Annotated in this window: 19 protein-coding genes and 2 tRNA genes; 12 read left to right on the top strand and 9 right to left on the bottom strand. The window is 57.7% G+C overall.

The genetic code is table 11. The annotated features are described in order from the left end of the window. The first annotated feature begins 14 nt into the window (after positions 1-14). From AB4N33_RS03690 to AB4N33_RS03665, 6 genes are all read left to right on the top strand, one after another. A complete protein-coding gene (locus AB4N33_RS03690; protein WP_476456448.1) occupies positions 15-434 on the top strand; it encodes a recombinase RecT in 420 nt (139 codons plus the stop codon). Further along, complete coding sequence (locus AB4N33_RS03685) at positions 373-936, top strand: recombinase RecT (RefSeq protein WP_476456447.1); 564 nt, start codon at positions 373-375, stop codon at positions 934-936. Before AB4N33_RS03690 ends, AB4N33_RS03685 begins: the two co-directional genes overlap by 62 nt. Continuing rightward, complete coding sequence (locus AB4N33_RS03680) at positions 933-1700, top strand: lambda exonuclease family protein (RefSeq protein WP_476456446.1); 768 nt, start codon at positions 933-935, stop codon at positions 1698-1700. Before AB4N33_RS03685 ends, AB4N33_RS03680 begins: the two co-directional genes overlap by 4 nt. Continuing rightward, positions 1697-2221 carry a hypothetical protein gene (locus AB4N33_RS03675; RefSeq protein ID WP_476456445.1) on the top strand — a complete coding sequence of 175 codons (525 nt, stop codon included), beginning with the start codon at positions 1697-1699 and terminating at the stop codon, positions 2219-2221. The genes AB4N33_RS03680 and AB4N33_RS03675 overlap by 4 nt, the downstream gene beginning before the upstream one ends. A gap of 91 nt (positions 2222-2312) precedes the next feature. Further along, a complete protein-coding gene (locus AB4N33_RS03670) occupies positions 2313-2660 on the top strand; it encodes a hypothetical protein (protein ID WP_476456444.1) in 348 nt (115 codons plus the stop codon). Between the two features lie 45 nt (positions 2661-2705). After that, positions 2706-3521: a DUF2303 family protein gene (locus AB4N33_RS03665; RefSeq protein WP_476456443.1), complete on the top strand. Its 816-nt coding sequence runs from the start codon at positions 2706-2708 to the stop codon at positions 3519-3521. Between the two features lie 47 nt (positions 3522-3568). Here AB4N33_RS03665 and AB4N33_RS03660 read toward each other — a convergent pair whose 3' ends face one another. Together AB4N33_RS03660 and AB4N33_RS03655 are read right to left on the bottom strand one after the other, a co-directional pair. Next, positions 3569-4195, bottom strand: coding sequence for a hypothetical protein (locus AB4N33_RS03660; RefSeq protein ID WP_476456442.1), 627 nt, complete (start codon positions 4193-4195; stop codon positions 3569-3571). Between the two features lie 173 nt (positions 4196-4368). Then, entirely contained in the window at positions 4369-5133 is a 765-nt protein-coding gene (locus AB4N33_RS03655; RefSeq protein ID WP_476456441.1) for a DUF4145 domain-containing protein, read from the bottom strand. 53 nt (positions 5134-5186) lie between these two features. Between AB4N33_RS03655 and AB4N33_RS03650 the strand changes: the two genes are divergently transcribed. Next, positions 5187-5861, top strand: a complete 675-nt coding sequence (locus AB4N33_RS03650; protein WP_476456440.1) for a phiTE_072 family protein — start codon at positions 5187-5189, stop codon at positions 5859-5861. A 329-nt stretch (positions 5862-6190) separates the two neighbouring features. On the opposite strand, the gene AB4N33_RS03645 is transcribed toward AB4N33_RS03650, so the two are convergent. Both AB4N33_RS03645 and AB4N33_RS03640 read right to left on the bottom strand, forming a co-directional pair. Next, positions 6191-6448 carry a hypothetical protein gene (locus tag AB4N33_RS03645; RefSeq protein ID WP_476456439.1) on the bottom strand — a complete coding sequence of 86 codons (258 nt, stop codon included), beginning with the start codon at positions 6446-6448 and terminating at the stop codon, positions 6191-6193. Positions 6449-6540: 92 nt separating this feature from the next. Further along, positions 6541-6840 carry a hypothetical protein gene (locus AB4N33_RS03640; RefSeq protein ID WP_476456438.1) on the bottom strand — a complete coding sequence of 100 codons (300 nt, stop codon included), beginning with the start codon at positions 6838-6840 and terminating at the stop codon, positions 6541-6543. 165 nt (positions 6841-7005) lie between these two features. Between AB4N33_RS03640 and AB4N33_RS03635 the strand changes: the two genes are divergently transcribed. From AB4N33_RS03635 to AB4N33_RS03615, 5 genes are read left to right on the top strand one after another with little or no spacing between them, the layout of a single operon-like run. Next, entirely contained in the window at positions 7006-7746 is a 741-nt protein-coding gene (locus AB4N33_RS03635) for a hypothetical protein (protein ID WP_476456437.1), read from the top strand. A gap of 49 nt (positions 7747-7795) precedes the next feature. Next, positions 7796-8128, top strand: coding sequence for a hypothetical protein (locus AB4N33_RS03630; RefSeq protein ID WP_476456436.1), 333 nt, complete (start codon positions 7796-7798; stop codon positions 8126-8128). A 50-nt stretch (positions 8129-8178) separates the two neighbouring features. Next, complete coding sequence (locus AB4N33_RS03625; RefSeq protein ID WP_476456435.1) at positions 8179-8676, top strand: hypothetical protein; 498 nt, start codon at positions 8179-8181, stop codon at positions 8674-8676. Positions 8677-8719: 43 nt separating this feature from the next. Next, entirely contained in the window at positions 8720-8926 is a 207-nt protein-coding gene (locus AB4N33_RS03620) for a DUF4224 domain-containing protein (RefSeq protein WP_056785291.1), read from the top strand. Between the two features lies 1 nt (position 8927). Beyond that, complete coding sequence (locus AB4N33_RS03615) at positions 8928-9959, top strand: site-specific integrase (protein WP_476456434.1); 1032 nt, start codon at positions 8928-8930, stop codon at positions 9957-9959. A gap of 82 nt (positions 9960-10041) precedes the next feature. Here the strand turns inward: AB4N33_RS03615 and AB4N33_RS03610 are convergent. The 5 genes from AB4N33_RS03610 to AB4N33_RS03590 all read right to left on the bottom strand — a co-directional run bounded on the left by AB4N33_RS03610 (position 10042) and on the right by AB4N33_RS03590 (position 14055). After that, positions 10042-10128: transfer RNA gene (locus AB4N33_RS03610), tRNA-Leu, on the bottom strand. A gap of 196 nt (positions 10129-10324) precedes the next feature. Further along, a tRNA-Cys gene (locus AB4N33_RS03605) sits at positions 10325-10398 on the bottom strand. Between the two features lie 418 nt (positions 10399-10816). After that, entirely contained in the window at positions 10817-12163 is a 1347-nt protein-coding gene (locus AB4N33_RS03600) for a glutamine synthetase family protein (protein WP_476456433.1), read from the bottom strand. A gap of 21 nt (positions 12164-12184) precedes the next feature. Beyond that, complete coding sequence (locus AB4N33_RS03595; RefSeq protein ID WP_460123286.1) at positions 12185-12739, bottom strand: helix-turn-helix domain-containing protein; 555 nt, start codon at positions 12737-12739, stop codon at positions 12185-12187. A 26-nt stretch (positions 12740-12765) separates the two neighbouring features. Beyond that, positions 12766-14055 carry an NAD(P)/FAD-dependent oxidoreductase gene (locus AB4N33_RS03590; protein ID WP_476456432.1) on the bottom strand — a complete coding sequence of 430 codons (1290 nt, stop codon included), beginning with the start codon at positions 14053-14055 and terminating at the stop codon, positions 12766-12768. Position 14056: the final 1 nt, after the last annotated feature.

The following is a 14056-nucleotide window of genomic DNA, read 5'->3' as shown; positions in this document are numbered from 1 at the left end:
CGCGGAGAGCAATCATGTCCAATGACCTGGCCCTGGTCACGAATGACATCTACGCGTGCCGTGATGCGTTCCTGGCTGTACAGGCTGAGCCCTCGCTCAACTTCGACCGCGAGGCGAACTTCGCCATCCAGATTCTGGAGGGCAACAACTATACCCTAAAGGTCGCGCTGCAGAACCGGCAGGCAGTGATCGACGCGGTGACGAACATCGCCTCGATAGGCCTGAGCCTGAACCCTGCAAAGAAGCAGGCCTACTTCGTTCCCCGCAAAGGAAAGATCTGCCTCGACATCTCCTACATGGGCCTGATGGACCTGGCGATGTCGACGAGGCTCTGTTCGCTGGGGCCAGGCGAAGCTGGTCTACGAAAGCGACGTGTTCGAGTTGAACGGGGTCGATCAGCCGCCCACCCACAAGACCAAACCATTCGCGTCTGATCGCGGCCCAGTGGTTGGCGTGTACGTGGTGATCAAGACCGCCGATGGCGATTACCTGACTCACCCAATGAGCATGGGCGAGGTGATCGCCATTCGCGACCGATCGGAAGCCTGGAAGGCCTACGTCAAGGACAACACGAAGCTGTGTCCCTGGGTCACGGACCCGGGCGAGATGACCAAGAAGACGTGCGTCAAGCAGGCCTACAAGTACTGGCCGAAGACCGACCGCCTCGAAAAGGCCATCCACTACTTGAACACCGAGTCGGACGAAGGCCTGAAAGTGGCTTCAAGCGTACCGGCCCCCGATCAGACCCTGGCGCAGGACTGGACATCAAAGGCCCAGCAAAGCCAGACGCTGGAAGCGCTCCAGGCCACTTGGCTAGCGGGACTCGCAGCGATCAAGGCGTCGAAGGACATGGTCGCCTATGAGCAGTTCAAGGCCGCCGTCACTAACCGCAAGGCCGAACTGGAACAGCCAACACCAGAAGGAGCAGCCGCATGATCCTGATCAACTGCGAGCAAGGCAGCGCTGAGTGGCACCAGGCCCGCTCGGGATGCATCACTGCCAGCATGTTCACCGTCGCCCGGCAGCGCGTAAATGGCCTGAACGCCCAGCAGCAGACTTATGTGTCCGCCCTTCTCGCCGGCAAGTCCGAAGCCGACGCCCGCGCCGAGGCTGAATACAAGGCTGCGCCCAAGGCTGATGTCATTCGCAGGGCGCTGGCCGGCGAACCAGTTGGCGAACCCTCCGAGGCTGCCATGAACTACGCCTTCGGACTGGCGGTAGAGCGTATCAGCGGCACCGCGCTCGACGGTGGTTTCGAGACCTGGCAGATGAAGCGCGGCCACGAATTGGAGCCACAAGCCAGGATGGAGCATGAGCTGCAAACCGGCCTGATGGTCGAGCGCGCCGGGTTCGTCACCACCGACGACGGCGCGTTCGGCGCTAGCGCTGACGGTCTGATCGGCGAAGACGGCGGCAGCGAGTACAAATGCTTCCTGGCTCCGGAGAAGCTCCGCGCATTCCACATCGACAACGACGCCAGCAGCATCACGGACCAGGTTCAGGGCTGCATGTGGATCACTGGCCGGAAATTCTGGCACGTCGGCATGTACTGCCCGGCACTCGAATCAGTGGGCCGCCAGCTCTGGTGGCGCGAATTCAAGCGCGACGACGACTACATCGAGAAGCTGGAAGAGGACCTCTGGGAATTCAAGCTGCTGGTCGATGACTACGAAAAGGCTCTCAGGAGTAAAGCAGCATGAGCGCATACATCAGCAACGAACTCAGCGCGATCAAGGCGCACGACCCGGCCCGCCACCAACTGGCGGCGCAGGTCGCCCAGTACCTAGCCATGGGCGGCAAAATCACAGGGCCTGAAACGTCCCCGCCGAAAACCGTTGAGCAGAGACGACAAACCCCAAACTTCCAGGGGGCTGCGGCGAAGCTTGAAACCGACCAGCAGGCGGCACGCATCAGGGTATTGGCCAGGACGCTCAACGCCGTCGAGATCTGCGAGAAGGAAGGGATAACGCGGGGAGTCTTGCGCGGGATCGCCCGGCGCTACGGGATCGAGTTCACCGTCGGCGTGAAGCACGCGGTGGCGCCGAACAAGATCACCCCGGAATCCGAAGCGCTGATGGTCATCCAGATCAAAGAGTGCATGGCCAAAGGCATGAACCGGAAGAACTGCCACGAAGCCATCGGCATCAGCTCAACGCTGCTCCTGCGGCTTCTCAAGGACTACACCATCGATTACCCGAAGATGAAGCCGGCTTTTCGATGAGGCGGATCAACACCCAGGTGCGCCAGCGCCTTCGTCAGTCGCAATTCAACATTCCACCCAGCGGCCTGTTGGCCATCCCGGAGAAACAGCTATGCCAACCCCTACAGATACCGCCGAGTTCCTCGAAGAGCTCAACGGCGGCGCCTTTGCCAGCCAGATCGGCCACGCCCTCTCTGAAGTAGCCGCGGGGGTAGTTGACCACGGCAAGGTAGGAAAGCTGGTCATCACCTTGGACTTCAGCCAGATCGGCGAGTCGAGTCAGGTGAAGATCAAGCACAAGCTCGATTACAAGGTGCCAACCAAGCGCGGTACCCGCAGCGAGAACACCAGCCTGGACACCCCGATGCACGTTGGCACCGGTGGCCGCGTCACCCTCTTCGCAGAAAAGCACGATCAGCTCTTCACCCGCGAAGATGCGCCGATCCCCAAGCGCACCTGATCCACCTCGCTCCACCATCCCTTCCGCACTCAAAGAGAAATACACATGTCCTTGACCAAAGAAGCAATTCAGCTCATCACCGACACCGCGCTCGAAGCCACTGGCAAGACGCTGACCACGTTGGTTCCTACCGTGGTGCTGCCGGAAAGTTCGAAAGTCGTGAATCTTGAACAATTCCAGGCCGGGCGCAGCCGCTTTCGTGGTTCCTACGCCACCCATTCGTTGGCTGATTTCAGCTCTTACGTTGCTGAACGTGCGGCGCCCGGCGCCCGAGGCTTCATCAACCAGGACGAAATGAGCTGCGTGCTGCTGTTCAACCTGGGCACCGTCGCCGAGCCTGGCCATGCGGATGACCGCGCAATTCTGAAGCTGAAAGCAACCGCCGGCTACACCGCCGCGCAGTCAATCGGTGGGCGCGGCATCAGCCAAAAGGATTTGAGCGACTGGATCGAAGACTGGCACCAGTACCTGACGCCGGTTGACGATGAAGGCAACGAAATCCCGGTTGCCAAGGCCATCGCCGCTGTTCGAACGATCACCATCAAGGCCACCAGCGAATCGGAAACAACGGTAGGCGACACCAGCGCCAGCCGCAGCGCAATGGACCAGATCGAGGCGCGCAGCAAAGAAACCCTGCCCGTCGCGCTGCAATTCCGTACGATCCCGTTCGAAGGCCTGACCGAGCAGCAAATCACCCTTCGTCTGTCGGTCATCACCAGCGGCGCGCAACCGGTGCTGAAACTGCGCTGGGTTGGGGAAGAAGTTCAGCGCGAGGACATTGCGCAGGAATTCAAGGCCGTGCTGCAGCGGAATATCGGCGATGCCGCCACGCTGTCTCTGGGCGCATTCGATCCGAAGTAAGCAATTGGGCCGGGCAACCGGCCTATCCTGCCGGGATAAAAATTGAATCACTCAAGTGCTTGAGGGTTGTCCTCATCAAATCTTTCAAACAAATTGAAAGTTGGTCCTGCATCAGCTGAACCCATTTGGATTAGATAGAACTGCTTCTCGTTGATCAACTTGACCTCATGGGCATTGAGCAGATTTCTAATCTTAAGACCCCACTCAGAAGCAGTTTCAAAATAATCCTCGTATTGAATTGGAGAGCCGTAGGGGTTTTGACTGTGCATGATCCCTCCGCACAAGTCATAAAGCACTTCAAAATCTGATTTCGTAAGATAATTTCCTTCGAATTTTTGCAGTTCCCGGTTATGTTTTTTACCTTCGACTCGAAGCTGTACAACAGGCTTTGGATAATACTCTGGGTGAACCGACTCGACAGCTTTTAGAACACGGGCGGCATGCCAATCACTGGAGTAGTTTTGCCGGGCTTTCGCATATTCTTCTAGATTGGCGACCAGAGAGCCAAAAGCAATAAGCTCAAGTATCTTTCTATACTGAAGATAAATAGTTTCAACATTGGTCTGCATGAAGCCCGTAGTTGTCTCACCAACTAACAATCTGTGAACAACGACAGTTCTATGCTTGATCTCTTTCATCAACTCCAAATAGCGATTTGCACCAGTAATATCCATTTAGCGCCCCTAATATTTTTTGTTTTCTGAATTAAGTGCGAGTCGTAAGTTCGCATCACCCAATACATGATAGCCAAATTATCATCACCATTCCTTGTTAGGCCACCCCTACGCCTGGCACAACACCAATACCCCACTTCAACGAATCACGCCAGCCGGCGAGGATTGGGTGGCTATCCCAATCCTAATTTATGCAGACGTCCAACAGGCCCTTTTCGATCATTGATCGCTGCGGCTAAATCCTTTAGCTCCTGTCTTCGATCACCGTAAATTTCCTCGAGGAGAAACTCCATTATTTCGAGGGCGTGCAGCGCGTCCTCAAATTCGATTTCACTTCCTGGATGGCTTCCATGATTCCCTATCCAACGAATCGCATTGAAAAGCTCTTTTGTCGTTTTTTGATCTTCTGGAAGTAGGTTAATGCGATGTCCAAAAGATATCGTTTTTTCACCATCTTTTTCTGGAATACCTAGTTTATTCAGAATCAGTTCGGCAGCTATTCTTACACTATTACAACAGGATGCTGGGCTTGTGAAATAAAGGGCTGAAGCAACGGAAAGAGGCGCAATGACCTCCTGCGGTGCGCTTGCTGCGTAATCAATTAGCTGAAGAGGCGGATGAAAAAACGTCGGATTATAGAAAGAAGTCCAGTTACTGACCCAGTTACCTTGCTCATCAATATCGTGATCAATATCGACAACGCCATTTCCGACCATGAATACCAACTCTTTACATGTCGTACACTTCAAGGTACAGCTAAATACTAAAGTGACATATTCATGGTCCCACCATTCCTCGCCATGCTGAACTTTAGAAGCCTCAGTCTCTTGAGAGTTGAAGTCTCCAGATAGGCGCAGCGCCCCGTTATAACAATGCGGACATCTATATTCAAATATAGCGCTCTTTGTAAATGCTCCCTTCAGAATTCCCTTATTCATTCCTGCTACTCGATTATCCATGAATCGCAAATCATAAGCTTTGAGGACGCCCCATGCCCACAGAAAACAATTCTGCCGAGCCGCTGAAGATTGAGCGCTCGACAGTCACGAAGCTGGTGATCACTGGCGCGCCGCGTCTTGATGCGATCACTGTGTTCCTCGAGGACTTCGGCCGGCGCGACTGCCCCATCGAATCCGATCCGAACTATCAGACCGCCCAGGGCAAGATCACCATCAACTGCTGGGACAACAGCTGGAACGCTTACTGGGGCGGAATGGGGCCGCGTACTGTCGCCGAGTTCGTGGCCGATTGTGGTTGGGACTACGTCTTGAACTGCCTGGATCGCGGAATCAGCTCCACTGTCTTTAGCGGCGACGCGCTACTCGCCCTGGCCAAGAAGTGCATCGTCCAGCGCCGACGGCAGCAGACCGGACGCCACGATTGGGAACTTGGCGAGCTAAGCAAAGAGGAAGCCCACGAGCTATGGCAAGACATCGACGTGCTACGCAGCATCGAGAGCCCAAGCGAATGCTGGCATCAAAGCGCGCTGCTGACCGACTTGTTCGGCGATGAATGGCATTACTCGCTAGACGGCAAGGCAGTCGAGGAGAACCACAAGTTCACGTATCTGCGCCGAGTTGTCGAGGCTGTGCAAGAAGCGCTACGCCAAGAGCGGCAGAAGCCGACAGTGAATGCCCATGACCAGGTAGCGACGGAGTCTCTTTAATCTGGCGAGTTTGCTGAGTCTTGGGGCGGTCGACCATCAAGGGCGGGCATCGGATCCGTCTGAACGCCGGTGAGGATGGATGCCCAAGCTTCATATGCTTGCCTGTGACGGGCCACAGCGTCTTCCCACGTCGGTCCAGAGACTTCGCGTGAAACGACGAGCATCATAAGGTGATTGGTTGCTGCATCAAGATCGAGCAGGAGGTGATGAGCCTTGAAGCGAAAATCATCAATCGAAGGCATGATGTCACACTTATTTGAGTGGTGAGGGATCGAGCGCCCGCCCACATGGCATCATTGTGACATTATCTCGTGTTCTTTGCCTTATGCTCAGACCGCCGGCTGCTGCGGCAATTGGCTGTCAATCCAACGCTCAGCGGCAGCGATCGCTTCCGCTAGTGCGCTTTGGTAGTCCGTCCACGGCCCAGGCAAGTCTGCGACTGTATTAGCGAGCCCCGGTACTTCGCTGTTTTCTAGAACATGAACTGCAAACGGTATCTTGTCATTGGGCTTTTCCCAGTCGAACTTTAGAAATAGCTGACACCCACGATATTCGTGTGCAATTGGCGCGCCCTGGCTGTATTGCATGATCCTCTCCTGTGGTCAGCCCTGATCCGAAATAAACCTTTCGCCCCGCTCAAGCGACCACCTCGTTCCTTCTCCCCACTCAGGTCAGTCCGCTATCCCGAAGAAGCCGCTCGGCGAGTACTTGAACTTCCTGCGGCAGCCAGCTGACGAGCTCGACCGACACCCCAAGCCAGTGCCCTGGTCATCGATTCGCGTGGGTGTGAGTCATCAGCTTCTTCATGCAAAGCCATTCCGTCGGGACCATAAATCCCGATGAACATTTGTGTTTCGCCGGTGCGCGATAGCCTGACTTGCACGTCGATGTGAGTCCCATCATTGAGAGTTTCATCGTGTGTTCGGCTGTGGAGCTCGGGGTCTGCCCACTCCCAGAAGATATCGCCTCGAAGTCTCATAGGGCCCTCCCGCCCAATCCTGTGATGGTCAGTAGAGACCAAAATTAAACGCCCGCAAACGAAGTGCAACCGTGTCAAAACGGTTTCTGATAACTGGTCGCAACATCTATACGAAACCGAATTTTATGTACAATTTTCAGCCGCTATAGCGGCAAGGACGAAGTCATGCCCAAACATAAGCCAGAACTGGCAGCCATCTACAACGTGTTCGGCCTCAGCTCAAACCATGAGCTGTCGACCTTGCTGGTCAACATCGAAAACACCAAGCGTTTCGCTGATCTGCTGCACGACGTGGAGCGTGATTTCTTCATGGTGCCCGGCGAACCATCGGGAGAACCTGAGGACGAAGGCGCGCCGATTGACACTGAGTGCTTGGTCAATCGCTGGGGCTCTACACGGGCTGAGTACCTCAAGCAGTTCAAGGCGGCGTTGCCGATCGCGGCGGCGAACTCGGTGCCTGCGTATGAGGCGCTCGTAACCGGTGAAAAGTGGTCGCTGGACGGTGAAAACGGATCTTGGGATTACGACAGCCTCGACGAGCTGCTCAAAGACAACTACGGACACGACAGCGATGGCGACGGGCACCCGGCCAGCTATAGGTCTGGCCTGTACGAAGGCGGCACGGTCTATCGCGGGATTGTGTGCAAGGACGACCCCGCACGCTTTCTGCCAGATGCCGACGATGTGACCGAGCGAATGTACGAAAACGCCTGTGATAGCGACGCTGGCGAATGGGTCGATGCCTATCCAGACCTAAGCAAAGCGGCCGAGGCAGAACTGCAGATCGCGCTGGCACCGCTAAAGGCCTGGGCGCGCAAGCACTGCCAGCCTGACTTCTTCACGATCAAGGACGTTACGCCGCACATCGTCACCGTTGAAGACGTGAGCCGGAGCAGGATGTCATGATCGCCCTCGCCAGGTTCGCCTACGTGTACTGCTACAGGGGGGAGCGATGATGGATGACCGCCTGATGTTGGATCTGGCAGCGAAAGCGGTGGGCATCCAATTGGAGGAAAACCGCCACGTCCCTTCCGGCGGCATATGGATCGTCGATAACCAGACAAGGCAGGACATCGTCTGGTCGCCACTGACCAGCGACGGTGATGCCCTGCGCCTGGCAACAACCCTTCAGCTCAGCATCCTCTGGTTCACCAACTTGCAGTACGTGATGGTGGAGCGACGAGGCTTCGGCGAAAACATTGGCTGGGTCGATGACGCCGGCAGGAACGGCGCAGTCCGCCGTGCGATCACCGTCGTCGCCGCGCAAATCGGCAGCACCCTTCCCTAACCTCTACCCCACACAAGAGCCTGCCGGTGTACGGCGGGCGAGGAATTCCTATGTCCGCAATTCTTCAACGCTTCCATGAGACAGCAAACGACGCACTGGTGAAAATCAGCGAGCAGCTCTGGCCGGGCGCCAAGATCGCACTTGTGATTTACACCCCAGGCGCACCAGAGCAGGACATCGTGCTGCAGGACAAAGGGCTCGACTTGAACGAAGTGGTTTCCACCCTACGCCGGCGTGGCCTGAGCATCGACGGCGACAACGCCTACAAGCGCGACCTGCTGGACTCTGTAGTCGGTGCACTGGCGTTCGGCGCGCAGAACAATAACCCGCCACCGGCCGGACACTGGGGGCAAAGCTTCTGGGACATCGGTCGGGAAGAGCGAGCGCTGACCGAGGAACTGGTGGCAGCGCTGAAGCTCACCCGCGAGAACCTGCGCGCCTGCCAAGCGACCATCCACCTGTGCGGTGGATTCGACCCGGCGTATGTAAACGATGCCCAGGCTGCAATGGCAGTCGCCGACAAGGTTCTGGCCAAGGTCATCGCGTAACCCATCACCACCTTCTGCCGCCACGCGCGGCATGGAGCATCACATGACCATCCAGTTTCTATCTCACGAGGAGGTTTGCGAGCTCACCGGCGCGCGGACCAAGGCAGGTCAGATCCTCAACCTGAAAAAGAATGGTGTTCGCCATACGATTAAAGTGAACGGCTGGCCGAGTGTCACCGCGATGGCGGTCACAGCCGTCGGCGCATTTGAATCTGAAAAGCCCGTATGGAAATCACGTAAGGCCAGCTGACATGGGAAGACGACCAAGTAAACCCGGCTCGATCGCCAGGCTGCGGGAACGCAAGAAAGCCAGCGGCCGAGTGTTTTACTACTACGACACGGGCGGCAAGGACCGGAAGGAAATTCCCCTGGGCAGCGACTACGGCTTGGCGATCATGGAGTACGCGAAGCTTGAGCGTGATCGCACCGCAACCGATCTGGTCGCCAAGATCATCACATTCCGCTACGTTGCAGAAAAATACATGGTCGAAGTCGTGCCCAGCAAAGGAACGGCCACCCAGGCTGATAACAAGCGCGAGCTGAAAAACCTGATCGCTTTCTTCGACGACCCGCCCGCACCGCTGGAAACGATCGAGCCGTTGCACGTCCGCCAGTATCTGACATGGCGCAAGGCCGCGCCGGTGCGCGCGAACCGCGAAAAGGCGCTGCTCAGCGCCATCTGGAATTACGCCAGGGATAAAGGCTACACCTCCCTTGCCAATCCATGCGCGGGCATCAAGGGCAACAAAGAAACCGGGCGCGACACGTACGTCGAGGATGCGCTGTTCAAGCGCGTCCACGACAAGGCAGATGTGGGCCTGCAGGACGCAATGGACCTCGCCTATCTGACCGGGCAACGGGTGACCGATACTCGGCTGATGGACGAGCGCGACGTGCGCGACGGGCAGATCTGGGTTCTGCAGGGCAAGACAAAGGCAAAGCGTCGGATCGAGATAACGGGGGAGCTGAAGGTTTTGATTGATCGAATCATGTCCCGGAAGTCAGAACACAAGGTCCGCTCGACGCGGCTGATCGTTACAGAGGACGGCACACCGATGACGGTGGCGATGTTGCGCAGGAGATTCGACTTGGCCAGGGAGGCGGCCGGCGTGCCGAAAGCTGAGTTTCAGATGCGCGACTTGCGCGCCAAGGCGGGTACCGATAAGGCTGAATCCAGTGGCGATATCTTGCAAGCCAGAGATCAACTTGGGCATACGACGGTGGTTATGACCGAGCAGTACATCCGCAATCGAAAAGGCAAAAAGGTCATGCCTACCAAGTGAATTGCGGACCAACTCCAAAATTGCGGACCAGAAACAAACAAGGGCTTGCATCGGCTTTCGCCCGCAAACCCTTGATTTAAGATGGTGCCCGAAGCCGGAATCGAACCGGCACGCCCTTACGAGCGGGGGATTTTAAGTCCCATGCGTCTACCAGTTTCGCCATTCGGGCGGTAGCGCGGTCAAGCGATCTGAACACTGACACGTGTAGGTCTGTCAGTTCTGACGCTTGTAAAACAGAGGACGAAATATATACATCCCGTCCGGGTGAAGCAAGTTCGCGCAGGCCCTTTTCAAGACTAAATCTTGCTGGGTGGCGCAAATAAAAAAGCTCCGTAAATCATTGATCTACGGAGCTATTTTAAGAGTGGAGGCCGAGGTCGGAATCGAACCGGCGTAGGCGGATTTGCAATCCGCTGCATAACCATTTTGCTACTCGGCCCCAATGCCCCTGATGCAATTGAAACAACATCAAAGGCGTACAAACCTGGAGTAGATTCAAGATCTAACTCCTTGAAAACATTGAGCTTTTTCAGCGATCAGTGCTTTCGATGGCGTGAATTATGGACTGATTTGCCGGAGCTGACAACCCCTTGATTTCAAAAAAAATCTGTCGAAGACTGGAACGCCCGCTGAGTTTTGTGCCCTCGCCCGCCAACGACAGGCAAAAAAAAATCCCAGGCAGCTGATGGACGCCCGGGATCTAAAAATGCATAAACCGTGGTGGTGAACGCGGGCCGCATGTTACGGTCATTTTCACCATGTAACAAGATATTTTAGTTCACTGCATGGTTAATAAAACCTTTAACCCCTTCAATATCCACATGTTTTCCAGGGCCGCTGCGCGACAGGTGGTCCATTTACAGGTACCAGCGGTACTCTCGGGCACTGATGTCCTGCAGGAAGGCCAGATGGTCCTGGCGTTTGTTTTCGCAGTAGACCATCAAGAACTCCGCGCCCAGCCCCTCGCGCACAGGCTCATGATTTTGCATGGCGCGCACGGCCTCCAGCATTTCCGTCGGGAAGTCCACGCCGCTGCCGCGATCTTCGTTGAGCGGCTTGATCGGCTCCTGCTGTGCCTCCAGCCCATGCTCCATGCCCACGAGGATAGCGGCCAGCACCAGGTACGGGTTGGCATCGGCGCCTGACAGGCGATGTTCGATGCGCAGGTTTTTCGGGTCCGACTCGGGCACGCGCACGCAGGCGTCACGATCCTCAAAGCCCCAACTGGCGCGCGTGGCAATGTTGGTGGTGCCGCTCAGGCGCCGCATGGCGTTGTGGTTCGGCGCGAAGATCGGCATGCAGTGCGGGATCAGTTGCAGGCAGCCTGCGATGGCATGGCGCAACGGTTTCTGGTCATTGGCGGCCAGCAGGTTGTTGCCCGCCTGGTCATACAAGCTCACGTGAACATGCATGCCGCTACCCGGATGCTGCAAATAAGGTTTGGACATGAAGCTGGCGCGGTAGTCGTGCTTCATCGCCACACCACGGGTACTGCGGCAGAACAGTGCGGCCCAGTCGGCGGCGCGCAGACCATCGTCGAGGTGGCCGAAATTGATTTCGAACTGGCCCGGCCCCAGCTCGGCGGTGATCACCGTTGTGTCGATGCCTTGTGCCCGCGCAGTCTCTACCATGTCATCGAGCACTGGCGCGAAACGCGTCAGCCGTTCGATGTGCATGTTGGGTTGGTCATCCACGTCATCGGTCGCTGCATCCCGGGCAAACTGTGGCAAGCCTTCACGCAACTGGCGATCGAACAGGTAGAACTCCAGCTCGAAGGCCACTACCGGGAAAATGCCTTTGCGTTTCAGCCGCGCCAGTACCTGCGCCAGCACTTCCCGTGGTTCGAATACAATGGGTTTTTCCGTGTCGCTGGAGGTGATCAGCATCTGGCCCACGGGCTGCTTTTCCCAGTCGACGATCTTCAGGGTGCCTGGCACGAGGCGGCGCGGCGCATCCGGGTCACCGTCGTTGAAGCAATAGTCGCCAATCTTGAACAGCCCGCCCTGGGTGCCGAGCAATACACAGTTCTGCGGCAGTTTGAGCGCACTGCCAGCGGCGACCTTTTCGAGCAGGTCGATCGGATAGCGCTTGCCGTAGAAATGCCCCGGGATGTCCAGGGAAATCAGGTCGACGTAGCGCACGTCGGGGTAGCGCTCGCGAAACGCGCGCACTTCAGCAACCAGATCAGAGCAGACAGCGTCCATCGTTGTGTTCCCTTGTTTTTATCAGGTGTAGACCCAGAGCACCCGGGTGAGTTGATCGGAGCGATTGCCGTAGCGGCAATGGGCATGGCTGGCGAGCTGGAAACTGTCCCCGGCCTCAAGCGTGACTGGCTCGGCATCATCGAGCCACAGCGTGAGTTGCCCCTCGAGCACATAACCGCCCTGCTCCGAGCTGTCGTTCATGTGCCGCTCGCCGCTGCTGGCGCCGGGCTCGAGCAGGCTTTCGAGCATCGAGAACGATGCGCGCATTTTCGGCGAGACCAGGATGTCGGTGATCCCGTCGGCGTAGTACAACGTGCGGCGCTCGTCGGGGCGGGTCACCCACGGGAGGGCCATGGGCTTGGGCAAACTGTAGAAATAGGTAGTCGGCACGCCGAGGGTTTCGCTGATCGCGGTCAGGTCCGCCACCGTCGGCCGGGAGAGTCCCCGCTCGACCTGCGAGAGAAAACCCACCGAGCGGCCGATTTTGTCCGCCAGGTCCTTGAGCGTGTACTTTTTGTGCTTGCGCAGGTCCTGGATCAGGATCGCCAGCGCCGAGATTTCTTCTTGCCTGTCCATTCGATAACGTTCCGGAAATGTGCGGTTCAAAGGCTGTCGCGCAAGCGATACCAGGCTTTGCCGATGGCTTCCAGCGGGGCCGCCATGTACTTGCCGCCGGGGAAGCTGCCGTTGACCAGGCCCTGGTACAAGCCCAACTCATCGGGCTGGCCGAGTATCGCGTCAGAGACCGCACGAGCCGCCGCCAATGTCGGCAACACGCCGTGGCCCGAGTAGCCCTGGAGCCAATAAAGATCGCCGCGCCGGCCGATATCGGGTGTGCGCTTGAGGGTCAGATCGATGTGTCCGCCCCAGGCGAACTCCAGCTCCACGCCCTTGAGCTGGGGGAACACACGCTCCAGGAACGGTCGAGTAGCCGCCGCGATGTCCTTGGGCATGCCGCCCAGGTAGGTACAGCCGCCACCGAACAGCAGGCGGTGATCGGGCGTGCGGCGGAAATAGTCGAGGACAAACTGGTTGTCGGTGACGCAGGCATTGCTCGGCAGCAGCGCGGTGGCCAGCCCTTGGGAAAGCGGCGCGGTCGCGACCTGATAAGTGCCCACGGGCAACACGCAGCTCGCCAGTTGCGGGTCGAGTCGATCCAGATAGGCATTGCAGGCCAGTACCAGCACATCGGCCCGAACACGGCCGCGCTCGGTGGTCACCACGTAGCGCCCGCCTTCTTCGCGATAGCTCAGCGCCTTGCTCTGCTCATGAATGTGCCCGCCCGCGTTTTCGATGGCAGCGGCCAAACCGAGGGCGAGACGCAGCGGATTCAGGTGGCCGCCCTCGGGGTCATACAACCCCGCCTGATAACGCTCACTGGCGACCCATTGCGGCAACTGTTCACGGGGAATGAACTGCAAACCGTCATGGCCCCACTTGTGGCTGGCCTCATGCTGCCACTCGGTGAGCAAATCGACCCGACGTGGCAGCACCGACGTCCACAGGTGTCCGGCGCGGTAGTCACACTCGAAATCATGCCGCGCCGGCAAGGCGCGCAATTCCTGCGCGGCCCAGCGCATGCCATCCCACAAGCGGCGCGCCCGCTCGTAACCCAGCGCAGCTTCCAGTGGCGGCATATCGCACGACCAACCGAGAATCGCCTGACCACCATTACGCCCCGACGCCGCCCACGCCACACGGCTGGCTTCCAGCAAGGTGACACGCTTGCCAGCCAGGGCCAGGCGCAACGCCGTGTGCAAACCACTGAAACCGGCGCCAATGATCAACACTTCGGTGTCGTGCTCACCTTCCAGGGGGGCACGCTCGACCAGGTGATCAGCGCAGGCATGGGCGTAGTAGCTGGGGACGTGCCGGGTGGATTGTTGAAACATG

The organism is Pseudomonas sp. S1_E05 (assembly GCF_056337105.1).
The sequence above is the reverse complement of the archived record's forward strand: the minus strand, read 5'-3'. Positions and strand labels throughout refer to the sequence as shown.